Here is a 26,756-nt window from a genome sequence, read left to right on the forward strand (position 1 = left end):
GCTACTTCACCTGCACGCTGTCCACGACCTGGCGGAACTTGGCGAGGACGCCGTCGCGCTGATCCTGCCGCACGACACCGAGGGCGCGGAGATAGCCATCCGGCGCGAACCGGATGGTCTGCATGACGACCACCGGCAGGTTGGTCGGCTGGTCGAGGGCGCGGGCCACGATCTCGTGCCAGTCGACGCCGTTCGAGCGGTAACTCTGGGCCCGCTCGATGACGAAGTCCTTCATGGTCTGGTTCGAGGCCAGGGCGGCGCGGGCGAAGCCGTCCCGCTGCTCGGCCGAGGGCGGCTGCTGCACGGCCTGGGCGAGGACGAGGATCGGCTGCTCCAGATTCTGCATCTGGTCCTTGGGGCCGCTGGTGAGGAGGATCGAATTGCCGGCCATCACCCGCACCGGCCGGAAGCCCGCCATGTCGGCGATGCGGAAGGGCAGCGCGTCGACCTGCTGGGTCAGCGTCAGCGCAGGCCGGAGGGTGACGCCGGTCACCATCTTGCGCATCGAGGCCTCGGTCTCGGCGTCGGGCAGCGCCTGGGCGATGATCAGTCCGGTCACGCTCGGCGTACCGACCACGAGAATCCACTTCCGGATCGCCGGAGCGGACGAGGCCGGATCGGCGGGCTGCTCACCGGTGTAGAGCATGCCCTCGTTGTCGCCGATCTTGACCTCCTCGCGCTTCTCGACCGCGAAGCCCTGGCTCAGCAGGTTGGCGTCGGTGAAGCCGCTGACGAGTTCCGCGAAGGCGTTCGCGGGCAGCTCGACGACCGACACGGTCGCGCCCCCCTCCTTCCGCTCGAAGCCCGAGAAGCGCCGCGACAGCGACATGTCGGCCGGCGGATCGAAGCCGAAGCGCGAGCCCGGCGGGTAGACAGGATCTCCGGCCCAGGCCGCGGAGCCGAGGCTCACCGCAAGCGCGGCAGCGCCGAGAACCCGTCCGAGACGCAGCGTCAGGTTGCGCATCCGCATCGAAAACCGGTTCTCCTCGTGGACCCAACTTGGGGTTAGTCCGCCCGCGATGGGTCTGCCCGGCGACCTGATCTGTCAAGCCGGCAATGCCGCGCGCCTGCGATCACGATGAAAGGAAACCGCCAACGCCGCCGCGACGGCGATCCCGACGGCGTACGCGCAGGAATTCCACGGGGAGAAGAGTGTGCCGAGGATGAGCTGGCCCGGCAGGGTTGCCAGGAAGGCGTCGAGCGCCGGGGTATGAACGAGACGGCTCGCTTCGATGAGCCCGGCGCCGAAGAAGGCGGCGATCATGCAGGTGCGCAGACCCCAGCCGGCCGGTCGAAGGGCGGCCACCAGCAGGAACAGCATCGCCCCCCACAGGATGCCGCCGCCGTAGTGGTGAACCGCGAGCGGCAGGTTCCACGCCGGCACGCGCAGCAGCAGCCCCAGCCCGATCACGGCGGCCGCGAGGCCGAGATGGGCTGCCCGGGCCAGCGGCCGATCCATCCGCGCGGGCGCCGGCATCGCGGCCGTCCCGCATTCCGGCGATCGCTCTAGCGCCACGGCGGTGCCGGCGCCGTGACGCGCCGCAGGGTGAGGTTGCAGCGGCCGCCCGGCGGGAGGAAGCCGGGCTCGGCCGTCTCCGCGAGAAGGTCGCCGGCCGGGTAGAGGCGGTCGATGCCGTGGTAGATGAGGCGCGAGGGGCCGCCGATCACCAGCGCGTCGCCGGCCTGCAGGCGGATCGAGCGCGTCGGATCCGCGCGGCTCTGGCCGCCGTAGCGGAACAGTGCCGCTGCACCGAGGGAGAGCGAGAGGACGGGCGCCGAGAGATCCGCCTCGTCGCGATCCTGGTGGAGACCCATGCGGGACCCCGGCGCGTAGAGGTTGATGAGACAGGCTTCCGGCGGCACCGGACAGTTCGCCAACACCGCCCAGGCCGCGAGGGCGGTCGGCGGCATCGCCGGCCATGGCCGCCCGGTCTCCGGATGGTCCGGCTGATAGCGGTAGCCCGCGACGTCCGAGACCCAGCCGAGGGGACCGGCATTCGACATCCGTACGGAGAACGGCTTGCCGGTGCGCGGCATCCGCGGCGTCACCGGCGGCGCCGTTTCGAGGATGGCGGCGATCTCGGCGGCGAGCCGGGCGCGGGCCGTCGCATCGAGGAAGCCGCGATGGTGGATCAGCCCGGGGGCGAGTTCCGTCGCCACTCAGCGGCCCGCGTCGACATCCTGCTCCAGCACGGTCTTCGAGGCGACCGTGGTGTCGGCATTGAGGCGGTAGACCAAAGGGACCCCGGTCCGAATCTGGAGATCCGGCACCTGCTCCTCGTTCAGCCCATCGAGGACCATCGCCAGGGCGCGCAGCGAATTGCCATGGGCCGCCACCAGGACCCGCTGGCCGGCCATCACCCGCGGCAGGATCGCCGCGATGTAGTAGGGCAGCACCCGCGCGGCAGTGTCCTTCAGGCTCTCGCCGCCGGGCGGCCGCACGTCGTAGGACCGGCGCCAGGTATGGACCTGCGCGTCACCCCATCGGGCGCGGGCCGCGTCCTTGTTGAGGCCGGAGAGGTCGCCGTAATCCCGCTCGTTGAGGGCCCCCTGCCGAATGATCGGAACATCCGGGAGAGCCATCTCCTCCAGGATCAGCGAGCAGGTGCGCTGGGCCCGCAACAGTTCGGAGGTGAAGGCGACATCGAAGCCGTAGCCGTCCCGCTTCAACCCGCGGCCGGCCGCCCGGGCCTCGGCGATGCCGCGCTCGGTCAGGTCCGGGTCGCGCCAGCCCGTGAACAGGTTCTGAAGGTTCCACTCGCTCTGGCCGTGCCGGACGAGGACGAGGAGCCGTTCCATGGATGCACCGCTCCCGGTCACAGGCCGAGGACGTCGGCCATCGTGTAGAGCCCCGGCGGCTTGGGATGCGCCCAGAGCGCGGCCTTGACGGCGCCCGTGGCGAACAGGCCGCGGTCGGCGGCGTGGTGGCTGATCGTCAGGCTCTCGCCCGTGCCGGCGAAGATCACGCTGTGGTCGCCGACGACGCTGCCGCCCCGCAGGGTGGCGAAGCCGATATCGCCGGGCCGGCGGGCGCCGGTATGCCCGTCCCGGGTGGAGACGCGGACCGTCTTCAGGTCGACGCCGCGGCCCTCGGCGGCGGCCTCGCCCAGCATCAGCGCCGTGCCGGACGGCGCATCCACCTTCATGCGGTGGTGCATCTCGGCAATCTCGATGTCGAACTCGTCGCCCAGCGCCTTCGCGACCCGGCGGACCAGCTCGGCCATCAGGTTGATGCCGAGCGACATGTTGCCCGATTGGACGATCCGGGCATGGTACGAGGCCGCCTTCAGCTTGGCGAGATCGTCCTCGGACAGGCCGGTCGTGCCGACGACGTGGACGATGCGGGCCTGGGCCGCCAGTTCGGCGAAGGCCACCGTGGCGGCGGGCGCGGTGAAATCGAGGACGCCGTCGGCAGCCGCGAAGGCCGCGAGCGCGTCATCGGTGACAGGCACGTCGAGGGGCTGGAGACCGGCGAGCAGACCCGCATCCTGCCCCAGGGCCGGGGAGCCTTCGCGCTCGATCGCCGCCGAGAGCGTACAGCCCTCGGTTTGCGCCACCGCGCGGATCAGCATCCGCCCCATGCGCCCGTCGGCGCCGACCACCACGAGCCGCATTCCGTTCCCCAACCCACCTTGCTGCGCGCAGGATCCGCACCGCGCCGGCCCGTCCTGCGTCGGTGTCCGGGCTCCCCGTCTGCCGCAGGAGCGGCGGGAGCCCGGGCAACCTCACTCCTTCTCGGGGGCGATCTGCTCGAGGCCGCCGATATGCTTCTGCGCGTAGAGCGGCAGGCCGATCTGCTTGATCAGCTCCAGCTGCGTCTCGAGGAAGTCGATGTGCCCCTCCTCGTCCTCGGCCAGATCCTCGAACAGTCGCTTGGAGACCCGGTCGTTGATCGAATCGCAGTACTTCGCGGCCTCGAGATAGAGGCTGCGGGCCTCGTTCTCGGCGGCGAGATCGGAATCCAGGATCTCTTGGACGTTCTGGCCGATCCGCAGCGGGTCGAGCTCCTGCAGGTTCGGGAACCCGTCGAGGAACAGGATCCGGTCGATGAACCGGTCCGCGTGGTTCATCTCCTCGATCGATTCCTTGCGCCAGAATTTCGCCAGCTCGACGTAGCCCCAGTCATTGAGCATGCGGAAATGCAGCCAGTACTGGCTGACGGCCGTCAGCTCGCTGCGCAGGCCGCGATTCAGATACTCGATGACCTTGGTGTCGCCCTTCATGCCCCCGTACTCCTTACCGTGCTTTCAGGCGGGGGGTAGAAGCATCAGGCCGCGACTCCCTCATCCGCAGTTTGGAACTTCACCAAACTACACGCGCTTGCGCAAGTCGTCGTGCAGGCATGGCTGCTCTCCGCCGGCGCGGCTTGGCCCAGGGCACTCTGCATGATCGCCCGGATCGTGCGGGCGCAGCGCCCGCATTTCGGGCTGCAGCCGAGGCAGGCATAGACCTGCGCGGGCGTGCGCGGGCAGCCCGGGCCGGGTGCGAGGCAGCCGCGGACCGCGCCGTCCGATATGACGTTACAAGAACAGACGATCATGCGCGCCGCAAATCCCGTCATCCCCGCGCCCGCAGCGGTCGTCGACGACCGTCCCGGGCACCTGCACCAGTTTAGAAGAATTGAAAAGTAGCTGGCTTTTCAATGCCTTATCGGCTGCGGTCGACATGGCACCGCGGCCCGCGCGGGTCAAGGGCGTGCGATCTAAGTGCGCCCCAACGGTTCCGGGGCGTGTCAGCGCGCGAGTTCGCGCAGGCCGAGCCGGATGAGCACCTTGGCCTCGGCGCCCTCTCCCGCACCCTTGAGAGCCGCAGCGATGGCGGCGGCGGCCTGGACCTGCGGGTAGCCGAGATTGACCAGGGCGGAGACCGCATCCGCCACCGGCTGGGGGGCGGCACCGTCCTCGACGGCTCCCGTGAGGGCAACGAGGGCGGGGTCGATCGGCGCGAAGGCCGGAGCCTTGTCCTTGAGCTCGGCGGCGAGCCGTGCCGCCAGACGCGGCCCGACCCCTGGAGCCCGGCTGATCGCGCCCTTGTCGCCGGTGGCGATGGCGCTGGCCAGCGCCTCGGGCTCCATCACCGAGAGCACGCCCAGCGCCACCCGCGCGCCGACGCCCTGCACGGTCTGAAGCAGGCGGAACCATTCCCGCTCGGCATCCGAGCGGAAGCCGTAAAGGCGGATCATGTCCTCGCGGACATGGGTTTCGATCGACAGCGAAGCGGGCTCGCCGACCTTGGGCATGCGCTGCAGGGTCCGCGCCGAACAATGCACGATATAGCCGACGCCCGACACGTCGAGGATCACGAAATCCTCGCCGAACGAGTCCACGACGCCCTTGAGCTTGCCGATCATGCCACGCCTGTCGCTGTCGCGGGATGCCTACAGAACCGCGGCGCCCTCCGCCAGACGTGCTTGAGCGCGCAGGGAGATCATGAAATCACGGGCGCCGCGCCGGCCGCGCTTGGCCGGTCACGGGGGGATGACCATGCGCGCGCCACTTCTTGCCCTGCTGGGCCTGCTGTGCTTCGGCCCGGCCCGGGGGGCGGACGATCCGTCAACGGCATCCGTTCCGGTCGCGCCGAGCGCGGATCCGACGCAGGTCCGGCCCGGGAGCTACGTGCTCGATCCGGATCACGGCAAGATCACGTGGTCTGTCTCGCATCTCGGCTACTCGACCTATTACGGCCAGTTCGCGGGTCTCAGCGGCACGCTCCAGCTCGATCCGAAGGCGCCGGAGAAGAGCCGTCTCGAGATCACCGTGCCCCTGGGCGGCGTGATGACCGGGAGCGCGCGCCTGAACGAGCACCTCGCAGCCCCGGACTTCTTCGACACGGCCAAGTTCCCGAACGCCACCTTCACCGCCACGAAGGTCGAGCCCACCAGCCCGACCACGGCGCGGATCACCGGCGACCTGAACCTGCGCGGCACGGTCCGGCCCTTTGCGATCGACGCCACGTTCAATCAGGCCGGCATCCATCCGGTGGATCAGCGCTACACCGTGGGCTTCGACGGCCGGGCGGTCATCAAGCGCTCGGATTTCGGCATCAACGCCTATCTGCCGCAGCTCGGTGACGAGGTGAGCCTGCGCATCGAGGGCGAGTTCAAGGCCGCGCCCTGACGATCGGCCGACTCGGTCCGCGGAGCCGACAGCGCGGCTTCGCAACCGGCAAGGGTCCCGCACGCCGGGGCCTGGAGCCCGACGCGCCGACGCCGGGAACCGACGGTGTTTCCGGATCCGGGCTCGCCTGCGGCGCTCCGGAACGACCATGCGGATGAGCGGGCGGGCGGACCCACACGCCGAGGAGCTGGCTCATGTGCGGCGCCCCGCGGCCGCGCATAAGACCGGGTCGAGCCGCGCGGTCTGACCGGGCGGGTGACGCCTCGCCGCCGGGGGTGTAGTCAACCGCCGTCGCGGCGCCGCAGCGAAGGGATGCCCCCAGATGACGACGCTTCTCCTCAGTGGCACCCGGCCTCGTCCCGCGCATGACGGGCGTCTCACCGCGCAGGTCGGCGCCACCCTGGAGGTCTGAGCCGTGCGGCGTTCCGGTGTCTTCAGTCTTGCCCTGGCCCTGTGCTTCGCGGGAGCCGCCGCGGCGCAGGTCCCCGCACCGGCCGCCCGCGCCCCTGCGCCCGCCGCGGCGGCTTCGCCCCTCGACAACTATGCGACGGCGGCGGCGACGACCATCATCGCCGAACAGGCCTGCCCGGGCGTGCAGGTCAGGGCCGGACAGCTCACGACGCTCCGTCTCGCGGCCCGGGTCAATGCCGGACAGGAAGCGATGCTGGAGGAGAAGCTGAAGCAGCGCGCCCTGCAGGTGCGCCAGCAGCTCGCCGCCGACGGCCGCGAGGCTTGGTGCTCCGAGGCTTTGGCCGCCTTCGGCCCCGAGGGCAGTGTCGCGAAGGGCGTCCTGGCGACCGGCGCCCCGATCCGCTGACCGAGCCCCGGGGGTCCGGCGCGGATTGACACGGCGGCATCAGGCCCGTAGTGACCCCGCATGGCGCGCGGCCTCTGTTTGAGGTCCGCGCGTTTCGCGTTGTCCGGGCGGAAAGCCCGCGCAATGACTTCAAACAAGAAGCCGGTCCAGGGGCAGCCGCCCCGGAGGCCGTTCGAGAACACGAGAGAACGATGTTCGCAGTCATCAAGACGGGCGGTAAGCAGTACCGCGTCGCCGCCAACGACACCATCACCATCGCCTCCCTGGCGGGCGAGGCCGGCGAGGCCGTGACCTTCGGCGAGGTCCTCCTGTTCGCCGACGGCGCGGGCGCGACCCAGGTCGGCGCCCCGACCCTGTCTGGCATCAGCGTCACCGGCGAGATCGTGCGCCACGGCCGCGACAAGAAGGTCATCGCCTTCAAGAAGCGCCGCCGGCAGAACTCGCGCCGCAAGCGCGGTCACCGGCAGGACCACACGGTCGTGCGCATCACCGGCATTTCGGCCTGACGCACGCCAGACGCTGGGCGCGTGAGGATCCCTGAGGGTCCGATCCGCGACCGCATCCAAGCCCATCAGATTTCGGAGTTCATCCCATGGCACACAAGAAGGCAGGCGGCTCGTCCCGCAACGGTCGCGACTCGGAAGGCCGGCGCCTCGGCGTCAAGAAGTTCGGCGCGGAAGCCGTGATTCCGGGCAACATCATCGTGCGTCAGCGCGGCACCAAATGGCATCCCGGCGCCAATGTCGGCATGGGCAAGGACCATACGCTCTTCGCGCTGGTACCGGGCCATGTCCGCTTCGAGACGCGCCGCGGGCGCGCCTTCGTGGCCGTAACCCCGCTGGCCGAGGCCGCGGAATAAGAGGCGGGCGCCTTTAGAGGCGAAGCTGGCGTCCCGCCCGGTGTCCCACACCGGACCGGAGACGTCGTTGCCGAGCCCCTGACGGGCCGGTTCGGACGGAACACCCGGGGAGGATGGGACGCCATCCTCCCCTTCGTCGTCTTGAGGCGGTGCCCCGGAGCCGGGAACGCCGCCCTGCGAGGGCACGATGTTCCCCGATCTGACTCGTGATGACGTTTTCCGGATCGAGACGCGGCGGCTGTGGCTGCGCTGGCCGACCGCCAAGGACAGGGACGCGATCCTGAAGCTGGCCGGTGATCCGTCTGTCGCCGCGATGCTGGCGCGGGTGCCGCACCCGCTTCCGGCCCCGGTGGTGGATGCGTTCCTGCTGCAGGCGCGCGCGCAAAACACCGCCGGGTCGGCCCTGACGCTCGCCCTCGCGCCGCGCGCGGCGCCCGGCAGCCTCATCGGTGTGATCAGCATCGAGGGGCGGACCGAGGGGCCGCCGGAACTCGGCTACTGGCTCGGGCAGCCCTATTGGGGCAGCGGCCTGATGGCCGAGGCCGTGACGGCTCTGTGCCACGCCTTCTTCGCCTATACCGGCGGGATGGAACTGGCTGCGTCGGCCCGCACGGTCAACCCGGCGTCCCGGCACGTTCTGGAGACCTGCGGCTTCGTGCAGGCCGGCAGCGCGACCCGGCCCTTCCCGGCGCGCGGCGCGGATCTGCCGGTCGATCTCTTCAGCCTCGACCGGCGGCGCTGGCAGAACCCGCCGTCGAAGCCGGCGATGACACGGGCCGCCTGAGGCGGCTCTTCGGCGCCGGGGCTGGCCGGCCGCCGTCGACAGGGTGATGGTGCGGGTCGCGAATCCGCACCCGACAAAGGATTCAGGTCGTGAAATTCCTCGACGAAGCCAAGGTCTATGTCCGCTCCGGTGACGGCGGTCCCGGCTGCGTCTCGTTCCGGCGGGAGAAGTTCATCGAGTTCGGCGGGCCGAACGGCGGCGACGGCGGCCGGGGCGGCGATGTCTGGGTGGAATGCGTCGAGGGTCTCAACACCCTCATCGACTACCGCTACCAGCAGCACTTCAAGGCCAAGAAGGGCGAGCACGGCATGGGCTCGAACTGCCACGGCGCCAACGGCGCCGACACGGTCCTGAAGGTCCCGGCCGGCACACAGATCTTCGCCGAGGACGGCGAGACGCTGCTCGCCGACCTGACCGAGGTCGGCCAGAGGATCCGCCTCGCCAAGGGCGGCAATGGCGGCTTCGGCAACGCCTATTTCACGACGTCCACCAACCGCGCCCCGAAGCACGCCAATCCCGGCCTGGAAGGCCAGGAGATGTGGATCTGGCTCCGGCTCAAGCTGATCGCCGATGCCGGCCTCGTCGGCCTCCCGAATGCCGGCAAGTCGACCTTCCTGGCGAGCGTCACTGCCGCGAAGCCGAAGATCGCCGACTACCCGTTCACCACCCTGCATCCCGGCCTCGGCGTGGTGCGCTCGGACGGGCGCGAATTCGTGCTCGCCGACATCCCGGGCCTGATCGAGGGCGCGCATGAGGGCGTCGGCCTCGGCGACAAGTTCCTCGCCCATGTCGAGCGCTGCCGGGTGCTGCTGCACCTCGTCGACGGCACGAGCGAGCATGCCGGCAAGACCTACAAGCTGGTGCGCGGCGAGATCGAGGCCTACGGCAACGGCCTCGCGGAGAAGCCCGAGATCGTGGCGCTCTCGAAGGCCGACGCCCTCGACGCCGACACGCTCAAGAGCCAGGTGGCCAAGCTGAAGCGCGCCGCCGGCCGCGCGCCGCTGGTCCTGTCCTCGGCGAGCCGAAAGGGCGTCCCCGAGGCGCTGCGGGCGCTCCAGTCCGAGATCGATGCCAGCGCCGAGGCCGAACGGAAGCCGGTGGACGCCTGGCAGCCGTAGCCGTCGACCGGTTGTCCCGAGGACGCGGCGGCCGGGATCGACAGGACCGGGTCTGGGCCCTGTCGATCCGGCTGGAGCGTCGTCTCAGCCCTGCTTCAGCTTCGCGAGCGTGTCGGCGGGGACGCCGGTGAAGTTGTTGGCGAGGAGGTAGTTCGGGCTCGCCTTAATCCAGGCGTCGAGGTCGATCTCCTCGAACTTGCCGTTGTCCCAGGTCTGGACGATCTCGAGATCGTCGTCGCCGACGTTCTTGATCGCGTGGCCGAACCCCATGGGGATGTAGGCGACGTCGCCGGGCTTGAACTCCGCGACCTTGCCGCGGCCGCCCGAGCCGAACAGGGCTACCTGACCCTTGCCCTTCAGGTAATAGTGCCACTCGTTGGCGTTCACGTTCCAATGGAACTTGCGCATCTGGCCCGGCCGGATCGTCATCACGCCGCCCGACATCGACTTAGACACCGGCCACTCGTCCACGGTGGCGAGGCGGAACGTCCCACCGTCGAAGTCACGGACCGCGCGCGGATCCTTCAGGAGCCGGAACTTGTGGGTCGATTCCTTCGGCCAGGGCGCGTCGAGCGCCTGGGCGAGCGGGATCACCGGCCCGGCCTGGATGTAGGCCTCGCCCTTCGGGAACGCGTTCAGCGCGGCTGCCGGCAGGCCGAAATCGAGGGCCAGCATGTCCTTCGGCGACACGTCGACCCAATCGGTGATCGAGAACGTGCCGTGCTCAGAGAAAGCGCCGTTGTCGAACGACAGGATGAAGTGGCACGGCTTGTCACCGATCGTCTGGATCGAGTGGCCGTGCCCCTTGGGGAAGAACCACAGGTCGCCCGGCTCGTAGTTGTTGATCTCGCTCGCCCCCGAGGGATCGAGGACCACGGTCTGGCATCGGCCGTCGATGACGTAAGCCCACTCGGCCGCGATGGCGTGCCAGTGCAGCTCCCGCGACGCGCCGGGATTGAGGAACATGTGTACGCCCGCGATCCCCTTGCTGATGGGGAACTGGTGGACGGTCGCCTCCTTGGCCCAGCCGCCCGACGTGATCTTGGGGACGTTGCCGTCGAGCGAGAAGTGGAAGTCCGGCATGGCGCCGACATCCTTCGGGTCGTGGTAGGCGACCGGGGCGCCGGACGGCAGCTGCTGAACGTCCCGCCCAAAGCCGCCGGCCCCGGGCGCCCCGTGATCGGTCGCCGCGGCGGCGGCCCCCTGGGTCAGGGCGACGAGACCGCCGGCCCCGAGGGCTGCGGTCCCGAGAAACGCGCGTCGATTCGCGTCCATCTTGTCTGTGTCCTGTGTGCTGAGGTCGAGCGCGCCGGGGCTCGGTGCGGTGCAGCGTCAAACCGGCCGCCGCGCTCCCGCGCCGCAATATCGATCTTTGGCATGCCACATACTCACGACCACGTGAGGGATGAGGCCGCTCGCAGGAACGTGTGCCGCGGTCGTGCCGGCCGACGATCTGGACGCGCCGGCGGCCCGGACCGCCCGGGCGCCGCAAGCCATGTCGTCGGACGGCTGTTCAAGAGGCGGGTCTTGCTTCACACCCGGCTCAAACGCGCGTTTTCGCAAGAATCATGATCCCTGCCCTCGAAGAATTCCGCCGTGTGGTCATCAAGGTCGGCTCGGCCCTGCTGGTCGATCGCAGTGCCGGCCGCCTGCGCCACGCCTGGCTCGCGGCGCTGGCCGAGGACATCGCGGAGCTGCACGGGCGCGGCGTCGACGTGCTGGTGGTGTCCTCCGGCAGCATCGCCCTCGGCCGGACGGTGCTGGGCCTTCCACCCGGCGCCCTTCGCCTGGAGGAGAGCCAGGGCGCGGCCTCCGTGGGGCAGATCACGCTGGCCCGCCACTGGGCCGAGGCTCTGGGCCATCACGGCATCGTCGCCGGCCAGATTCTCGTGACGCCCCAGGATACCGAGGAGCGCCGCCGCTACCTCAACGCCCGCGCCACCGTCCTGAAACTCCTGGAGATGCGCGCCGTCCCGGTCGTGAACGAGAACGACACCGTGGCGACGTCCGAGATCCGCTACGGCGACAACGACCGGCTGGCGGCCCGGGTCGCCACCATGATCGATGCCGACGTCCTGGTCCTGTTCTCGGATATCGACGGTCTCTACACCGCGCCGCCCAAGAACGATCCGGAGGCCCGCCACCTCGCCGTCGTCGAGCGCATCACCCCGGAGATCGAAGCCATGGCCGGCGGGCCGGCCTCCGAGCTGTCGCGGGGCGGCATGCGCACCAAGGTCGAGGCCGCCAAGATCGCGGCCTCGGGCGGCACCCACTTGGTCATCGCCGACGGGCGCGGGAAGAACCCGCTCAAGGCGATGATAGAGGGCGCGCGCTGCACATGGTTCCTCTCGGGCTCCACCCCGACGGCCGCCCGCAAGACCTGGATCGCGGGATCCCTGGAGCCGCGCGGCACCCTGACGATCGATTCCGGTGCCGAGCAGGCGCTGCGGAGCGGCGCCAGCCTCCTGCCGGTCGGCGTCCGATCGATCGAGGGCAGCTTCTCCCGCGGCGACGCCGTGTTGATCCGTGATCCGGCGGGACGGATCCTCGGCCGCGGCTTGGTGGCGTATGACAGCGCCGAGGCTGCGCTCATCATCGGTCACCCGAGCGCGCATATCCCGGACTTGCTCAATTATCCGGGCCGCGCTTGGATGGTGCATCGCGATGACTTGGCACTGTTCTAGAAAATGCCGATCTAAACTAATCTATTTACAATTTTCCGCTCCGATCATTGCGCCCAATCACGAGCCGGCACTCTTGTCGGACCGGTGTCGGGTGTGCAAATACGGCGCTTTCCATCGTCTGGCCGTTCCTGCGGCCGTCGCACGTCGAGGACGCCAGCGTGCCCGTCCTGAACCTGAGATCGGACTTCGCCGAGGCCGATACCCTGCCGGAGCAGATGGCGGCCATCGGCCGTCGGGCCCGCGCGGCGGCCCGGCGTATGGCGCTGGCCTCGGCGCGAACCAAGGACGGGGCGCTCAAATTGATCGCCGAGCGGATCCGGGCGAGCCGTGACGAAATCCTGAGCGAGAACGCGCGGGACGTGGCCGCCGCCCGGAGCGCGGGCCAGAGCGCCGCCCTGATCGACCGTCTCACCCTGGATCCCGGGCGGCTCGCCGGCATGGCGGATGCCGTCGAGAAGGTCGGCTCCCTGGCCGATCCGGTCGGACGTCAGCTGGCCGCCATCGAGCGGCCGAACGGCCTGCTGATTGAGCGCATCGCGGTGCCGCTCGGCGTCGTCGGGGTGATCTTCGAGGCGCGCCCGAATGTCACTGCGGACGCGGGTGCGCTCTGCCTCAAGGCCGGCAACGCCGCGATCCTCCGCGCCGGCTCGGACAGCCATCGCACGGCTATGGCGATCGCGCGGGCCATGAGCCGCGGGCTCGCCGATGCCGGCTTGCCGGAGGACGCCATCCAGCTGGTGCCGACCCGCGACCGCGCCGCCGTCGGGCTGATGCTCGCGGGCCTCGACGGTTGCGTCGATGTCATCGTCCCGCGGGGCGGTCGAGGCCTCGTGGAACGCGTCCAGGCCGAGGCGCGCGTTCCGGTCTTCGCCCATCTCGACGGCATCAACCATGTCTACGTCGCCGCAGCGGCCGACCTCGACATGGCCCGCACCGTGCTGCTCAACAGCAAGATGCGCCGCACGAGCGTCTGCGGCGCCGCCGAGACCCTGCTGGTCGACCGCGCCTGTGCCGCGACCCATCTTGCGCCGCTGGTCCACGCGCTGCTCGAGAGCGGCTGCGCGGTCCGCGGCGATGCCGAGACGCGCGCCGTCGATCCGCGGGTGACCGCTGCCTCCGAGGAGGATTGGCATACCGAGTATCTCGACGCGATCATCGCGGTGCGGGTCGTCGACGGGATCGAAGCGGCCATCGAGCACATCGAGACCTACGGCTCGCATCACACCGACGCGATCATCACCGACGACGATACGGCGGCGACCCGTTTCCTCGCCGAGGTCGATTCGGCCATCGTCACCCACAATGCCTCCACCCAATTTGCCGATGGCGGCGAATTCGGCTTCGGGGCCGAGATCGGCATCGCCACGGGGCGGATGCACGCGCGTGGGCCGGTGGGGGTCGAGCAGCTGACCACATTCAAGTATCGCGTCCACGGCAACGGCCAGACGCGCCCGTGACCTGCGCTGAAGATCCGGCGTGCGGCTGACCCTGCCGCCGAGCGCCCCCGGCATGCGGATCGGCCTCTATGGCGGGTCCTTCAATCCCGCCCATCTGGGCCACCGGCACGTGACCCTCGCGGCACTGCGTCGGCTCGGCCTGGATCGGGTCTGGTGGCTGGTGAGCCCGGGGAATCCGCTCAAGAGCCGGAGCGCACTCCCCTCGGTGGAGGTGCGGTCTGCCCAGGCCCACCGCATCGCCCGTCATCCGCGGATCGCCGTGACCGGCATCGAAGCGGCTCTGGGCGTCCGCTTCACGGTCCAGACCCTGCGCTTCCTCAAGCGCCGCTGCCCCGGCGTGCACTTCGTCTGGATCATGGGGGCGGATTCGCTCGGCACCTTTCATCGCTGGAAGGGTTTCGCCGAGATCGCCCGGCTCCTGCCGATCGTCGTCATCGACCGGCCGGGTTTCACCATGACACCGCTCAGCGCCCGGGCTGCGCAGCGCTTGGCCGACGCCCGGATTCCCGAGGAGGCGGCATCGACCCTCCCGCTGCGGCCGCCGCCGGCCTGGGTGTTCCTGCACGGACCGCGTTCGAGCCTGTCGTCCACGCAGATTCGCGCAAGTACGGGGCCAAGGACGTCACGACGGACGCAAGCGCGGTTGCAATCGACGACCGATACCGCCAATTTCATGTCATCCCGCACGGCATGACGCCGCCGTGTGGCAGAACGAGGAACCAGGACTCTGCCCGAGACCAGCCGCACGGAGATGATCCGCACCCCCGTCCAAGCCCCGGTGGAAGCCGGTCAGGCGCGCTCGGACGACCTGAAGGCCCTTGCGCTCGAATGCCTCGATGACATGAAAGCCGAGGAGACGATCGCAATCGATCTGGCCGGCAAGACGTCGCTCGCCGACACGATGATCATCACCTCTGGGCGCTCGCAGAGGCATGTCGGCTCGATCGCCGACAAGATCGTTCAGGAAATGAAGAACCGCGGCTTCGGCAATGCCCGGGTCGAGGGCCTCCCGGCCTGCGACTGGGTGTTGATCGATGCCGGCGACGTGCTGGTGCACATCTTCCGTCCCGAGGTCCGCGGCTTCTACAACCTCGAGAAGATGTGGGGCGCCGACCGCCCGGTCGGGATCGCGGCCGGCTGATCCGGACCGCGGCCGATGCGCCTGATTCTGGCCGCAGTCGGACGTCTGAAGGCCGGTCCTGAGCGCGAGCTGGCCTCACGATATCGCGACCGTGCCGCGCAACTCGGTCGCGGGCTCGGCTTCGCCACTTGCGACAGCATCGAGATCGCAGAATCCCGTGCCCGTCGCGCCCTCGACCGATGTGCCGAGGAGGCGGCGGCCCTGACGGGCCACATGCCGCTTGGCGGTGTGCTGGTCGCCTATGACGAACGCGGTCGTGCCGATATCGGAAGCGAGGCGCTGGCCGAACGCGTCGCCGCTTGGCGCGATGCCGCCCGGCCGGCACTCGTGGTGGCGATCGGGGGTCCGGACGGTCTCGACGCCTCAATTCGGACGAAGGCGGAGTTGATCCTGTCTTTCGGGGCCGCCACCCTGCCCCATGGACTCGTGCGCGTGCTCGCTCTCGAACAGCTCTACCGCAGCCTCACCATCCTGTCGGGGCACCCCTACCATCGCGGTGAGGCGGGCTGACCCCCTATGGCCATCCCTGAGATGACGGCCGGGTCGAAGTCCGCGTCAAGACGCGCGCTGCAGACGCTGACCCTGGTCGCCCTCGTCTCGATCGGCTCGGCCGCGCGGTCCGAGACGCCTCCGGCCACCGACCCCGAAGCCATTCAACGTGCCAATGAGGAACGTGAGCGCCGGGCCGAGAATCTGAAGCGCGTCCAGGATGCGATCGCGGCCAGTGCCGGCCAGCGTTCGCAGTTCGAGTCGGAGATCGCAGCCATCGGCTCTGACCGGGCGAAGCTCGACGCCGCCCTTCTCGATGCGGGCCGACAGGCGCAGGCGACGGAAGACCGCCTGAGCCGCCTGGAGGAGCGCCTGAAGGCGATGAGCGAGAGCGAGGCAGCGATCCGCCACTCGCTGCAGGGCCGACGCGGCATCGTCGCCGAGATCCTGGCGGCGCTCCAGCGCATGGGGCGTAGGCCGCCGCCGGCCGTTCTGGTGAGCCCCGAAGACGTGCTCGCGGCGATCCGGACCTCGATGCTGCTTGGCGCGGTGGTGCCGGAACTGCGCGGCGAGGTCGACACCCTGGCGGCCGATCTCGCGGAAATGATCAGGCTGCGCGGATTGATCGCGCAGGACAAGGAAGGGCTGTCCAATGACCTTGCCGGCTGGGCGCGCGAACAGCAGCGCCTGCAGGCGCTGGTCGCCGCCCGCCGCGCCCGTCAGGCCGAGATCGAGAGCGGCCTCACGGCCGAGCGCCGCAGGGCCGCCGAACTCGGTGCGCAGGCCAAGAACCTGAAGGACCTGCTCGATCGCACGGAGGCAGAGGTCGCAGCGGCGAAGCGCTCCGCCGAGGAGGCCAAGGCAGCCGCGGAGCGGGAGGCGCGCATCACCCAGGAGCGCTTCGCCGCGGCCGGCTTCCGCGACCCCGCCCGATTGGCACCCAAAGTTCACTTCGCCGAGGCGCGGGGCGAAGTGCCGCGGCCGGTGAGCGGACGCGTCGCACGCGGCTTCAACCAGCCCGATGGCAATGGTGGCACCACCCGCGGCGTGTCGTTTACGACCCGTCCCAAGGCGTCCGTCTCGTCCCCGGCCGACGGGTGGGTGCAGTTCGCCGGGCCGTTTCGGTCCTACGGGCAACTCTTGATCATCAACGCTGGCGACGGCTACTATCTTTTGCTAGCGGGGATGGATCAGATCAGCGTCGAGGTCGGTCAGTTCGTGCTCGCGGGCGAGCCGGTCGGCACCATGGGCGAAAAGAGCGCGGGTCCCGGCGGGTCCGAGGGTGATCCCACCCTGTACGTCGAGTTCAAGAAGGACGGCGGCTCCATCGATCCGGAGCCGTGGTGGGCGAAGAGCCCGAACAATACGGTACTTGGCGAGAAGGTTCGCGGCTGATGCGCAAGACTTCCCTGATCATGCTCGGCGCCTTCCTCGGTGCCGGCACCTCCATGGTGGCCACCCAGACCGACTTCCTGTCGGGCCCGCGGGCGGTGGCTGCCTCGGCCGAGACCTATCGCCAGCTCAGCCTGTTCGGCGACGTTTTCGAGAAGGTCCGCACGGACTACGTCGAGAAGCCCGACGAATCGAAGATGATCGAGGCAGCCGTCAACGGCATGCTGACGTCGCTCGACCCGCATTCGAGCTACATGGACGCCAAGGCGTTCCGTGACATGCAGACCACGACGCGCGGCGAGTTCGGCGGTCTCGGCATCGAGGTCACGATGGAGGACGGCCTGATCAAGGTCGTCACGCCGATCGACGATACGCCGGCTGCCAAGGCGGGGCTGCTCGCCAACGACATCATCACGCAGATCGATGACGATCAGGTTCAGGGCCTCACCCTGAATCAGGCGGTCGACAAGATGCGCGGCCCGGTGAATTCGAGCGTCAAGCTCAAGATCACCCGCAAGGAGTCGAAGGATCCGATCGACGTCACGCTCACCCGCGACGTCATCAAGATCAAGCCGGTACGCTCGAAGGTCGAAGGCGGCGACGTCGCCTATATCCGCCTGACCCAGTTCAACGAGCAGACCTTCGACGGCATGCGGGCTGCGATCGACAAGCTGTCGAGCGAGATCGGGGCCGACAAGATCAAGGGCTACATCGTCGACCTGCGCAACAACCCGGGCGGCCTGCTCGATCAGGCCGTGATGGTGTCCGACGCCTTCCTGGATCGCGGCGAGATCGTCTCCACCCGCGGCCGCAATCCGGACGAGACCCAGCGCTTCTCCGCCAAGGCGGGCGACCTGACCAAGGGCAAGCCGATCGTGGTGCTCGTCAACGGCGGCTCGGCCTCGGCCTCCGAGATCGTGGCCGGCGCCCTGCAGGATCACAAGCGCGCGACCATCATGGGTACGCGCTCCTTCGGCAAGGGATCGGTGCAGTCGATCATCCCCCTCGGCGGTTCGGGCGCCCTGCGTCTGACCACGGCGCGCTACTACACGCCGTCGGGTCGCTCGATCCAGGCCAAGGGCATCGAACCGGATGTCGAGGTCCTGCAGGAGGTCCCGGACGAGCTGAAGGGCAAGGACGAGACCAAGGGTGAGGCAGGGTTGAAGGGTCACCTGAAGCAGAAGGATACCGACGAGCGCGGTGGATCCTCCGCCTACGTTCCGCCGGATCCGGCCAAGGACAAGCAGCTGATCTCGGCGGTCGACTTCCTGCACGGCATCCAGAAGGGCGCCGCCAACGGCACGCCTTCGGCGCAGCAGCAGAAGCCCAGCCTGCCGAACTGACGGCGTTCGGAACGCCCTGACGACCCGATCCCGCCCGGCGCCGCGCCGGGCGGGATTTTCCGTTCCGGGACCGGGCATTAGCGGAACGTTAACCATAACCGCCGGCAATGGACGGAAGGATTGGCGCATTGCCGATCGGCGCAGCAATCGTGATCCCGCATCGAGAGCCGCTTGACCGAGTCCACGGACGATATCCTCACGCGCCCCCTCGGGGTGCCTGAGGCGGTGCCGGCGCAGCCCACGAGCCGGCTCGGGCAGCTGATCGCGGCTGCCCGACGGCCCCGTATCGCTGCTGCCGCGATCGCGGCCGGCTTTGCAGTGGCAGCCGGCCTTGTCCTCGCCCTCGGGGATCCCGACGGCGGCGAACCCCGCGTGCAGGTCGCGATCGCGATGCGCGAACCCACGATGCGTCCGGCCACACAGGCGCCTCCCACTCTGCAGCCCCAGGTCCTTGCGACTGCCCCCAGCACGGCCCCGCTTCAGCGCAGCGCCGAGGAGGTTGAGACCGCGTCCGGCGTGACGGTGGTGCGGCCGCCCGGCAGCGGTCCGAGCGATGCGGTGGTGATCCGCGTACCGCCGCCGAATGCACCGCGGCTCGTCCCGGCGCCTGATCCGCGGATCAGCGAGGCCGGACGCCACGGGCTGATGCCGAAGCTCGGCGAGGGGCGCATCCGCCCGCTCGACGTCTATGCCCGCTCCGAGGAACCCGGCACCGGTCCGCGCATCGCCATCGTGGTGACCGGGCTGGGCATCGGCCAAGCCACGACGGCCGTGGCCACCGCACGCTTGCCCGCCGCCGTCAGCCTCGCCTTCCTCCCCTATGGCGGCGAGGCCGAGCACGCGGCCGCACGTGCGCGGGATGCCGGCCACGAGATCTTCCTGCAGCTGCCGATGGAGCCGTTCGATTACCCCGACAGCGATCCGGGGCCCCAGACTCTGCTGACGGCCCTGAGGGGGCCGGAGAATGCCGATCGTCTTGCCTGGGCGATGACGCGCTTCTCGGGCTATGTGGGCCTCGTGAATTTCATGGGCGCCAAGCTGATGGCCGATGCGGCCTTCGAGCCGGTGCTGCGCGAGATCGGCGCCCGTGGCCTGGGGTTCCTCGACGACGGAACGGCGCCCAAGGCCGCGACGATGCCCGCCAACAAGGGCAAGACACCGATCGCCCGCGCCGAGATCGTCCTCGACACCACGCCGCGCGCCGACGCCATCGATGCGGCCCTGGCGCAGGCGGAAGCCCGGGCGCGTGCCAATGGCTTCGTCCTCGTCTCGGCGACCGGAACGGCACTGAGCGTCGACCGGATCGCCCGCTGGGCGAAGGACATCGACGCCCGCGGTCTGCGCTTGGTCCCGGCGAGCGTTGCGCTGCGCGGCGTCCGCGACAAGCGGGTCTCGACGGCAGATTGAGGACGCGCGTGATTATAGTCAGCGCAAGTAGATCCACTCCCACCGGGATCGGGAAAGACTTGGGCGGCGTTGCCGCAACGGCCACCCCTGACCTATGGTCGTCTCGATGGTAACGGATTCGGACCTGGGCACCGCCCTGCCCTACCGCCCCTGCGTGGGCATCGCGCTGATTGCGCCATCGGGCGGCGTGTTCGTCGGACGGCGCAAAAAGGGTGCGGGTTCTGAGCATGTGGCCGGCCCGCACATGTGGCAGATGCCTCAGGGCGGCATCGATCCCGGCGAGGATCCCGAGGCAGCCGCGCGCCGCGAACTCTATGAGGAGACGAACGTACCGCCGGAGGCCTTGAAGCTCCTCGCCGAGATCCCCGAATGGCTCGCCTATGACCTGCCACCGGCCGTGGTGAAGCAGGCCTGGAAGGGTCGGTATCGTGGCCAGACGCAGAAATGGTTCGCCTACGGCTTCCTGGGCAGCGAGGACGTGATCGACGTGCTCAATCCTGGGGGCGGCGCCGACAAGCCGGAATTCGATGCGTGGCGCTGGGCGCAGTTCGCCGAACTTCCCGATCTGATCGTTCCCTTCAAGCGGCCGGTCTACGAGGGGGTCGTCGCGGCCTTCTCCGGTCTCGATCGATGGTCGGCGCAGCCTTGACCGCGCGGACGGGACGCTGAGGCCATGCGCTGGCTCGCGATCCCGCTCGCCCTGGCTATCGCGTGGCTTGCCTTCACCATGAGCCCGCTGTGGTCGCTCTACGACCTCGCGCAGGCGGTCCGCCGGCACGATGCCGCCTATGTCGAGGGCCATGTGAACTTCAGGACCCTGCGACTTTCGCTGGTCCGGCAGATCACCGCGGCAATGCGCACGGCATCCGAGACCGATCCTGACCTCGAGCCCCGCGACCGCCAGCGCCTCAACGACGCCGCCTACGGCCTGGCGCTTGCACTCTCCGAAACGATGGTGACGCCGGAAACGGTGATGGACCTTCTGGCCAATGGCTGGCCCGACAAGCTCGACGTCGAGCGGCCGGCCGGCGCTCATCCCGAGGGCTTGGCGATCCGCGGTCTCGGGCGGCTCGTGTCATACTATACGGCGTTGGAGATGCGGGGCTTTCGCGCCGTCGTGATCCCGATCCCGCCCGAGGGATCGCGCACCGAGCGCACGCGCATCCGGCTGCGGCTGCGCGGGTTGAGCTGGCGCCTCGTGGATATCGAGATGGCCGATGTTCTGCGCGAGCAGATCGCCGCCAAGTTGAGCCGGGCTCTGGCTCGCGCCAAGATCGGCGCCAGCGCCGGCGAGGAGCGTTAGACGACGGGCCCTCGACGCGTCCGGCCGACTTCCGCGCCCGCGTATTCGGGTCGACGCGGACTTGCGCCTGACCCGTGCCGTACGGAGCGGGGCATGGCTACTTCGCCGTCGGGGTGCCGCCGGCAGCCTTGGGCTGGCGCGCCTCGTTCAGATCCTCGGCCTTCTCCTCATCGGTGTCGCCGCTCTGCTCGATGGTCTTGCTCGGGTTGGCGAGGAGCGACCGGACGATGCCGAGAAGCACTTCGCACTCGCCGGGAAACTTGTAGCTCTCGAGGACGATCGCGGCATCGCGCAGGGTCCGCAGGTCGCGCACCAGCTGGGCATTGGCATCCTCGCGCAGCGCGCTCTTCTTGGCGATCGCCTCCTCGATCTGCGCGCCTTTCACGTCGCAGGCGGCTCGGGCCGGCGATGCAGCGATCGCGGCGGCGAGGGCGAAGCCGATTGCGGGAAGGGAGCGCCACATGGCGGATGTCCTCGAAGGTCCAGTTCAGACGGCATGAAGGAGCGCGGCGCGCAGGACGTCCTGCGTCAGCGCCACGAGTTGGCTCGGACGATAGGGCTTCGGCACGAACACCGAGCCTGGAACGGCCTCGCACGGCGGAAGGCAAGCCCGGCCGCCGGAGGTGTAGACGACCGGGAGGTCGGGAGACAGCTCGCGGGCACAACGCGCCAGCGACAGGCCGTTCGTATTGCGGGCGAGGTCGATATCCGTGAAGAGCAGGTCGACGCTCTCGCGAGCCAGGATGGCCTCGGCTTCCCAGGCATCCGCAGCGGTGAGCACCCGATACCCTTCCTCGAGCAGCGCCTCGGCGGCCAGTTCGCACACGGTCGGCTCATCCTCGACGATCAGGATCGTGGCGGCCCGGTCCGGGACGGGCATGGACGGGCAGACGAATGCGGCGGCGAACGGAACCATGACGCAACTCCCACTCACCCGGCGGGGGCTCGATGGCCCCGGGCCGGATCGTAAGGGCAACGGCCCCTTCCGACGCGGCGTTCACCGTGTTTGCATCGAATTGCTCGGGTTTGGTGAGCGGCGCGTTAACCGCGGCCCGGCGTCCCTCAACGAAGCCGTCCGAATGGTTAATGGTTCGTTACCGCGCCGTGACGGGGAGGCCCGGTCGTGAGGCGTCCCTGGCAGCTCGGCTCCGGCCTGCTCCTCACGGGCCTCGCCGGTTATGTCGACGCACTCGGCTTCGTGCGTCTCGGCGGCCTGTACATGTCGTTCATGAGCGGCAACACCACGCAGCTCGCGGTCCTGGGCGCCGGGGCCGACCTGTATCGCATGATCCTGCCCGCGACCCTGATCGTCGCCTTCCTGGCGGGGTCGGTTCTCGGCAGCGGGCTGGCCATCCTGGTCCCGGCCCGGTGGACGACGCCCGCGGTGCTGGCCTACGAAACCCTGCTGATCCTCGCCGGTCTGGGGATCGGTCTTGAGTCGCCCGAGCTGGGCCTCGCGGCCTTCTTCGTCGCCTTGGCGATGGGATCGCAGAACGCTGTCCTGGCGCAGGTCACGGGCTTCCGAGCCGGGACCACCTTCGTGACCGGGGCACTGTTCAGCCTCGGCCAGAAGATCGCGCAGGCCCTGACCCGCACCGGCGATCCGCTGGGGTGGATCGGCGATGCTCTGGTCTGGATGTCGCTGCTGTTCGGCGCCTTCCTCGGTGCCCACGCCTATCAGCAATTCGGCCTGTACGCGTTGGTCGCCCCGGCGGCCGTCTCGGGCGGCCTGGCGTTGATTACCGCCTTCATGGTCTTGCGCGCCGCGCCGCTGGCCGCAAATGTCCCCCCGACATGAGCAGCGCCATCAGCAATCCCTCCCTCACCAGTCACGTCGCCGCGCTGGAGCCCGGCGAACACGTGCTCGCGACGCATTTCCTCAAGGATGTGCCGGCTCTGGCGCTGAGCGACGGCACCGTCGTCCTGGCGAAGGACGACGGCCTGACCCGCCTCGCGGCCCATCCCGACGGCGGCATCCTCGTGGCTGCCGGTGGCGGCGACCGCCTGCTCACGGGCGGCGACGACGGCCGCGTGGTGGCGATCCGCGCGGATGGGACGATGGAGCCGGTCGGCCTCTCCAAGGGTGGGGCGTGGATCGATGCGCTCGCCGTCCATCCCGACGGCGCCGTGGCATGGTCGGCGGGCCGCACGGTCGTGGCCCGGGACGCGAAGGGTCGCGAGAAGACCTTCGAAGCGCCTTCCTCCGCCCGCGGCCTCGTCTTCGCGCCCAAGGGGTATCGCCTCGGAGTCGCCCACTACAATGGCGTGAGCCTCTGGTACCCGAACCTGGAGACGCCCGCCGAGGTGATCGGCTGGAAGGGTTCGCATATCGACGTGACGTGGTCGCCGGATGGACGGTTCGTGGTCTCCACCATGCAGGAGAACAGCCTGCACGGCTGGCGGCTCCAGCCGGATCGCGGCCACATGCGGATGTCGGGCTATCCCGGCAAGGTCCGCTCGATGTCCTGGTCGTTCGATGGCCATTGGCTCGCCACGAGCGGCGCCGAGGCGGCGATCATTTGGCCCTTCGACTCCAAGGAGGGACCGACCGGCAAGGCTCCGCGGGAATGCGGCGTCCGTCCGGCCCGCGTGTCCCGGGTGGCGTTCCACCCGAAGGCGCCGGTTCTGGCCATGGGCTACGAGGATGGCTGCATCCTGCTGGTCCGCTTCACCGACGCGGCCGAACTCCTGGTCCGTCCGGCCGTATCGGGCAGCGGCGTGACCGCGCTCGCCTGGGATGGCCGCGGCGGCCGATTGCTGTTCGGCTGTGCCGACGGCAAGGCGGGCTTGCTGACGCTGCCGGGCTGAAGCCTGTCGCGGCTCCGGCTGGAACCGCGACCATCGGCATGTTCTTTGTCCGGGGTCGATTCCCGCACCAGAGGCCAGACATGTTTCGCGTGTTCCGCACCTTCGGCCTCGCGCTCGGCCTGTTGGGCGGCGTCGTCGCCGCGCAGGCGCCGGAATTCGCACAGCAATACGCCCAGCGGCTCGGCGGCGCCGCCGACGAGCTGCGTCGCCAGGTGGCCGTGCTCGAATCCGACGCGCAGGCATCCGGCACGACCCGCGACGGCGCCGTCGATCGGCTGCGCGCCAATCCGGATCAGCTGGTCGCCCGCCGCGGCGACGCTGCCCAGGCGGATATCGCGCGTCTCGCCCGCCTGAGCGCCCAGCAGCAGGCCCTGGCCTCGGCGACGAGCCCCCTCGGGCGCGTCGTGGCGATGCTGCGCGATCCCGATCTGCCCGTGGCCGAGGCGGCCTATCGGGACTTCAGCCCGGCCATCCCCACCAGCGCCGACGGCCTCGCCGCGGGCCTGATCGGGTTCTTCGTCGCGTGGGGCGGCTGGCGCGTCGCCTCGGATGTGGGCCGGCGGGCGGTGCGTCGGCGCCCGCGGGAGACTGCAACCGTCGCCTGAGCGCGGTTCACGCGCCCGAGAGTGTGGCGCCACGTCTACAGCAGCTTGCGCGAGCCTTGCGTATCGAGCAGGGATCCGGCCGTCCCGGTCCGGAAGAAGGCGCATGATGCCGCGCGCGTCGACCTCCACCACCATCGATCCGGCGCTCGACGCCGCAGCCTTGCTGCGGCGCATCGGCTTCTTCGGTCTGTTCGTGGTTCTCCCGGTCCTGGCGCAGGTCGCCCGCCGCGCCTCGGTGATCCTCGCACCGATCGCCGTGATCCTGCTGATCATCGCGAGCGTCATCGACCGGCGCCAACGTCCGGTGCGCCCGGCAACCTACCGCCTCCTGACCGCTCCGGCCTTCCTGGCCGGGATGCTGGTGGTCCTGTGGTCGGCTCTCTCGCTGACGTGGACCCCGTTCCTCGGGCCGGCCCTGGAGCGTCTGGCCAATCTGGGCGCCACGATCGGCCTCGCTCTCCTCGGCTATCTCGCGCTCCCAGACCGGATGCGTTCGGCGAATCTCTACCTCCTGCCCCTCGGCGTCGTGGCAGGCGGGATCGTGGCGATCATGCTCGGGTTGTTCGGCGCCCACATGGCGCCGTCCGGCGTCGAGGATGACGGCGCGCTGGATCGCGGCCTCGTCCTGCTGATCCTTCTGCTCTGGCCCGCGCTCGCATGGCTGCGATCCCGTCGCCGCGACCGGGAGGCGCTCGGCCTCGCGCTGCTGGTCGCCCTCGCCCTGACGGTCCAGCCGGACGGGACCCAGATCGCCGCACTGTCGGTCGGCGCCGTCGCCTTCGCGGTGACGAGCTACCGGCCGCGGTTGGGCGTGATGCTCACCGCCGTCCTCTCGGCGGCTCTCCTCGCGGCTGCGCCGCTTCTGCCCTTCCTGGCGCGGCCGGTGGGCGCCGCCCTCATGGGGCCGCTCGCGCCCGCCGTGCTGTCGCTGAAGAGCTGGCAGAAGGTGGTGACCGCCGATCCGGTGCGGCTGATCACCGGGCACGGCTTCGAGACGGCCCTGCGCGGCCGCCTGGTCGGCCTCCTGCCGGCCAATGCTCCGACCACGGCGCTGTTCGAGTTCTGGTACGAACTCGGGATCGTCGGTGCGCTGGCCGCCGCCTTCGCCCTGTATGCATCGATTCGGCGGGCTGGGCGGGACGGGCCGGCCCTGGTGCCGGGGGCGATGGGCTGCTTCGCGGCCGCCTTCACGGTGGCCTGCCTGAGCGTGGGGCTGACGGCGGTGTGGTGGCTGACGACCGTCGCCATCGCCATCGTGGTCTTCGTCGCTGTGGAGCGAGGTCAGTTCCGAACCAGCCGGCCGAAGGTGGCCAAGCTGCCCAGGGTCCAGGCCCGCGAGGAGTAAGCGGTCAGGCGCGCAGGAAGCCGTGCAGGCGGATCCAGGCTAGGAACAGGCCGGGCCACGCCGCCACGGGGGTGCCCGGCGCACCGAGGCCGAACCCGTGGCCGCCGCGCTCGAACAGGTGCAACTCGGCCGGAACCCGCGCCTTCCGCAGGGCCGAGAACATCAGCAGCGGATGGTCGGCCACGGCGATGGGATCGTCGATGGCCTGAACCAGGAAGGTCGGCGGCGTCTCGGGCCCGACCTGCAGGTCCACCGAGTAGGTCTTCATCTCGTCGGGGGTGACGTCGTCGCCGACCAGGATGCGGCGGGTCGCGGTCCGGTCGAATGGCTTGCGCATGGTGATGACCGGGTAGATCAGCCCGGCCAGCGCCGGCCGGATCGGCAGGACATCGGCGGTGTCGATGCCCGCGTACAGGTCCCGGGCGCTGCCCACCGCGGTTTCGCCCATCAGGTGCCCGCCCGCCGAGAACCCGAGGACGCCGACCCTGCCGGGATCGATGCCGAACTCCGCGCCGCGCGCCCGGACGAGCCGCAGGGCGCGCTGGGCGTCCTGCCGCGGCGCGTCCGGTCCCGAACCCCAGCCCTCCGCCGGCAGTCGGTAGACGAGGAGGAAGACCGTGATCCCGGCGGCGTTCAGGACCCGTCCGACCGGCACGCCCTCGTTGCCGAGCGAGATGAACTCGTATCCGCCACCCGCGGCGACGATCATGGCGGCGCCGTTCGGATTGGCCGGTCGCATGACCAGCAAACAGGGCCGCGACACCCGGGTGATGTCCCCGAACCGGCCCTCGACGTAGCGGTAACCGTCCGCCTTCGGCCCGTCGCCGCCGCCGGGCGCTTCGCCGGGCCACAGATCGATCACCTGCAGATCCGCGCCGGGCAGGGAGCGCGGAAGCGCCCGGACCGCCTCGTGCGGCGCCGGCTGGGGCGCTGTCTCCCCGGAGACCTCCGCGCCGGCGGTGCGAAGGCCCAGGACGCTTCCAAGGCCAACGAGCAGGAAACGGCGGTCGAGCCGCAAGGGCATCCCCTCTGATCAAGCCGCGAACGGGGCCGCTCGTCGGCGGTCCCGACTCCCTAAGGAGCGCGGG

32 protein-coding genes are annotated in these 26,756 nt (G+C 69.9%); 20 read left to right on the forward strand and 12 right to left on the reverse strand.

What is annotated here, in order from left to right:
* Nucleotide 1 precedes the first annotated feature (1 nt).
* From ABC766_RS10385 to ruvA, 8 genes are all read right to left on the reverse strand, one after another.
* Entirely contained in the window at nt 2-970 is a 969-nt protein-coding gene (locus ABC766_RS10385; RefSeq protein WP_043380310.1) for a hypothetical protein, read from the reverse strand.
* Between the two features lie 75 nt (nt 971-1,045).
* Nucleotides 1,046-1,477, reverse strand: a complete 432-nt coding sequence (locus ABC766_RS10390) for a DUF2809 domain-containing protein (RefSeq protein WP_345822143.1) — start codon at nt 1,475-1,477, stop codon at nt 1,046-1,048.
* A 29-nt stretch (nt 1,478-1,506) separates the two neighbouring features.
* Complete coding sequence (locus ABC766_RS10395; protein ID WP_345822144.1) at nt 1,507-2,160, reverse strand: alpha-ketoglutarate-dependent dioxygenase AlkB; 654 nt, start codon at nt 2,158-2,160, stop codon at nt 1,507-1,509.
* Nucleotides 2,161-2,799, reverse strand: coding sequence for a 2,3-bisphosphoglycerate-dependent phosphoglycerate mutase (locus ABC766_RS10400; RefSeq protein WP_342140764.1), 639 nt, complete (start codon nt 2,797-2,799; stop codon nt 2,161-2,163).
* A gap of 17 nt (nt 2,800-2,816) precedes the next feature.
* Entirely contained in the window at nt 2,817-3,614 is a 798-nt protein-coding gene (dapB, locus tag ABC766_RS10405) for a 4-hydroxy-tetrahydrodipicolinate reductase (protein WP_053609417.1), read from the reverse strand.
* Nucleotides 3,615-3,725: 111 nt separating this feature from the next.
* On the reverse strand, nt 3,726-4,223 hold the full coding sequence (gene bfr / locus ABC766_RS10410) for a bacterioferritin (RefSeq protein ID WP_043380322.1): 498 nt from the start codon (nt 4,221-4,223) through the stop codon (nt 3,726-3,728).
* Between the two features lie 44 nt (nt 4,224-4,267).
* On the reverse strand, nt 4,268-4,540 hold the full coding sequence (locus ABC766_RS10415; RefSeq protein ID WP_078947121.1) for a (2Fe-2S)-binding protein: 273 nt from the start codon (nt 4,538-4,540) through the stop codon (nt 4,268-4,270).
* Between the two features lie 192 nt (nt 4,541-4,732).
* Nucleotides 4,733-5,350 (reverse strand): Holliday junction branch migration protein RuvA, encoded by a 618-nt coding sequence (ruvA, locus tag ABC766_RS10420; protein ID WP_043352190.1) that lies wholly within the window; start codon nt 5,348-5,350, stop codon nt 4,733-4,735.
* Between the two features lie 133 nt (nt 5,351-5,483).
* On the opposite strand from ruvA, the gene ABC766_RS10425 reads away from it, so the two are divergent.
* The 6 genes from ABC766_RS10425 to obgE all read left to right on the forward strand — a co-directional run bounded on the left by ABC766_RS10425 (nt 5,484) and on the right by obgE (nt 9,694).
* Nucleotides 5,484-6,116 (forward strand): YceI family protein, encoded by a 633-nt coding sequence (locus tag ABC766_RS10425; RefSeq protein WP_342140763.1) that lies wholly within the window; start codon nt 5,484-5,486, stop codon nt 6,114-6,116.
* Nucleotides 6,117-6,531: 415 nt separating this feature from the next.
* Nucleotides 6,532-6,933 carry a hypothetical protein gene (locus ABC766_RS10430; protein WP_043754991.1) on the forward strand — a complete coding sequence of 134 codons (402 nt, stop codon included), beginning with the start codon at nt 6,532-6,534 and terminating at the stop codon, nt 6,931-6,933.
* Between the two features lie 191 nt (nt 6,934-7,124).
* Nucleotides 7,125-7,439: a 50S ribosomal protein L21 gene (gene rplU / locus ABC766_RS10435; RefSeq protein ID WP_010683509.1), complete on the forward strand. Its 315-nt coding sequence runs from the start codon at nt 7,125-7,127 to the stop codon at nt 7,437-7,439.
* Between the two features lie 86 nt (nt 7,440-7,525).
* Complete coding sequence (gene rpmA, locus ABC766_RS10440; protein ID WP_043352185.1) at nt 7,526-7,792, forward strand: 50S ribosomal protein L27; 267 nt, start codon at nt 7,526-7,528, stop codon at nt 7,790-7,792.
* A gap of 187 nt (nt 7,793-7,979) precedes the next feature.
* Entirely contained in the window at nt 7,980-8,576 is a 597-nt protein-coding gene (locus tag ABC766_RS10445) for a GNAT family N-acetyltransferase (RefSeq protein ID WP_345822145.1), read from the forward strand.
* An 89-nt stretch (nt 8,577-8,665) separates the two neighbouring features.
* Nucleotides 8,666-9,694 (forward strand): GTPase ObgE, encoded by a 1,029-nt coding sequence (gene obgE, locus ABC766_RS10450; protein WP_043754988.1) that lies wholly within the window; start codon nt 8,666-8,668, stop codon nt 9,692-9,694.
* Nucleotides 9,695-9,778: 84 nt separating this feature from the next.
* Here obgE and ABC766_RS10455 read toward each other — a convergent pair whose 3' ends face one another.
* Complete coding sequence (locus ABC766_RS10455; RefSeq protein ID WP_342140761.1) at nt 9,779-10,969, reverse strand: cupin domain-containing protein; 1,191 nt, start codon at nt 10,967-10,969, stop codon at nt 9,779-9,781.
* Between the two features lie 293 nt (nt 10,970-11,262).
* Here ABC766_RS10455 and proB point away from each other — a divergent pair, with 293 nt between their 5' ends.
* The 10 genes from proB to ABC766_RS10505 all read left to right on the forward strand — a co-directional run bounded on the left by proB (nt 11,263) and on the right by ABC766_RS10505 (nt 20,910).
* Nucleotides 11,263-12,378 (forward strand): glutamate 5-kinase, encoded by a 1,116-nt coding sequence (proB, locus tag ABC766_RS10460; protein WP_342140760.1) that lies wholly within the window; start codon nt 11,263-11,265, stop codon nt 12,376-12,378.
* Nucleotides 12,379-12,536: 158 nt separating this feature from the next.
* Complete coding sequence (locus ABC766_RS10465; RefSeq protein ID WP_342140759.1) at nt 12,537-13,835, forward strand: glutamate-5-semialdehyde dehydrogenase; 1,299 nt, start codon at nt 12,537-12,539, stop codon at nt 13,833-13,835.
* Nucleotides 13,836-13,854: 19 nt separating this feature from the next.
* Nucleotides 13,855-14,529: a nicotinate-nucleotide adenylyltransferase gene (locus ABC766_RS10470; RefSeq protein WP_345822146.1), complete on the forward strand. Its 675-nt coding sequence runs from the start codon at nt 13,855-13,857 to the stop codon at nt 14,527-14,529.
* Nucleotides 14,530-14,586: 57 nt separating this feature from the next.
* A complete protein-coding gene (rsfS, locus tag ABC766_RS10475; RefSeq protein WP_075381505.1) occupies nt 14,587-14,976 on the forward strand; it encodes a ribosome silencing factor in 390 nt (129 codons plus the stop codon).
* Nucleotides 14,977-14,991: 15 nt separating this feature from the next.
* Complete coding sequence (rlmH, locus tag ABC766_RS10480) at nt 14,992-15,486, forward strand: 23S rRNA (pseudouridine(1915)-N(3))-methyltransferase RlmH (protein ID WP_345822147.1); 495 nt, start codon at nt 14,992-14,994, stop codon at nt 15,484-15,486.
* Between the two features lie 21 nt (nt 15,487-15,507).
* Nucleotides 15,508-16,860: a murein hydrolase activator EnvC family protein gene (locus ABC766_RS10485; protein ID WP_043380513.1), complete on the forward strand. Its 1,353-nt coding sequence runs from the start codon at nt 15,508-15,510 to the stop codon at nt 16,858-16,860.
* Nucleotides 16,860-18,200 carry a S41 family peptidase gene (locus ABC766_RS10490; protein WP_043358098.1) on the forward strand — a complete coding sequence of 447 codons (1,341 nt, stop codon included), beginning with the start codon at nt 16,860-16,862 and terminating at the stop codon, nt 18,198-18,200. The genes ABC766_RS10485 and ABC766_RS10490 overlap by 1 nt, the downstream gene beginning before the upstream one ends.
* A gap of 171 nt (nt 18,201-18,371) precedes the next feature.
* Entirely contained in the window at nt 18,372-19,607 is a 1,236-nt protein-coding gene (locus tag ABC766_RS10495; RefSeq protein WP_179697861.1) for a divergent polysaccharide deacetylase family protein, read from the forward strand.
* A 94-nt stretch (nt 19,608-19,701) separates the two neighbouring features.
* The gene (locus ABC766_RS10500; protein WP_345822148.1) at nt 19,702-20,256 is read left to right on the forward strand and encodes an RNA pyrophosphohydrolase; all 555 of its coding nucleotides are present in this window, start codon (nt 19,702-19,704) and stop codon (nt 20,254-20,256) included.
* A gap of 24 nt (nt 20,257-20,280) precedes the next feature.
* Nucleotides 20,281-20,910 (forward strand): DUF2939 domain-containing protein, encoded by a 630-nt coding sequence (locus tag ABC766_RS10505; RefSeq protein ID WP_345822149.1) that lies wholly within the window; start codon nt 20,281-20,283, stop codon nt 20,908-20,910.
* Nucleotides 20,911-21,007: 97 nt separating this feature from the next.
* Here the strand turns inward: ABC766_RS10505 and ABC766_RS10510 are convergent, their stop codons facing one another.
* The gene (locus ABC766_RS10510) at nt 21,008-21,373 is read right to left on the reverse strand and encodes a photosystem reaction center subunit H (protein WP_342140754.1); all 366 of its coding nucleotides are present in this window, start codon (nt 21,371-21,373) and stop codon (nt 21,008-21,010) included.
* Nucleotides 21,374-21,397: 24 nt separating this feature from the next.
* Nucleotides 21,398-21,826, reverse strand: coding sequence for a response regulator (locus ABC766_RS10515; protein WP_043380355.1), 429 nt, complete (start codon nt 21,824-21,826; stop codon nt 21,398-21,400).
* A 207-nt stretch (nt 21,827-22,033) separates the two neighbouring features.
* Here ABC766_RS10515 and ABC766_RS10520 point away from each other — a divergent pair, with 207 nt between their 5' ends.
* From ABC766_RS10520 to ABC766_RS10535, 4 genes are all read left to right on the forward strand, one after another.
* The gene (locus ABC766_RS10520) at nt 22,034-22,708 is read left to right on the forward strand and encodes a YoaK family protein (protein ID WP_345822150.1); all 675 of its coding nucleotides are present in this window, start codon (nt 22,034-22,036) and stop codon (nt 22,706-22,708) included.
* A complete protein-coding gene (locus tag ABC766_RS10525) occupies nt 22,705-23,718 on the forward strand; it encodes a WD40 repeat domain-containing protein (protein WP_179697860.1) in 1,014 nt (337 codons plus the stop codon). The genes ABC766_RS10520 and ABC766_RS10525 overlap by 4 nt, the downstream gene beginning before the upstream one ends.
* A gap of 80 nt (nt 23,719-23,798) precedes the next feature.
* On the forward strand, nt 23,799-24,323 hold the full coding sequence (locus tag ABC766_RS10530; protein WP_043754964.1) for a DUF2937 family protein: 525 nt from the start codon (nt 23,799-23,801) through the stop codon (nt 24,321-24,323).
* A 106-nt stretch (nt 24,324-24,429) separates the two neighbouring features.
* Nucleotides 24,430-25,668 carry a peptide ABC transporter permease gene (locus ABC766_RS10535; protein WP_342140774.1) on the forward strand — a complete coding sequence of 413 codons (1,239 nt, stop codon included), beginning with the start codon at nt 24,430-24,432 and terminating at the stop codon, nt 25,666-25,668.
* A gap of 4 nt (nt 25,669-25,672) precedes the next feature.
* Here the strand turns inward: ABC766_RS10535 and ABC766_RS10540 are convergent, their stop codons facing one another.
* Nucleotides 25,673-26,686 carry an alpha/beta hydrolase gene (locus tag ABC766_RS10540; protein ID WP_345822723.1) on the reverse strand — a complete coding sequence of 338 codons (1,014 nt, stop codon included), beginning with the start codon at nt 26,684-26,686 and terminating at the stop codon, nt 25,673-25,675.
* Nucleotides 26,687-26,756: the final 70 nt, after the last annotated feature.

The organism is Methylobacterium fujisawaense (genome assembly GCF_039619325.1).
GTDB lineage: Bacteria > Pseudomonadota > Alphaproteobacteria > Rhizobiales > Beijerinckiaceae > Methylobacterium > Methylobacterium fujisawaense.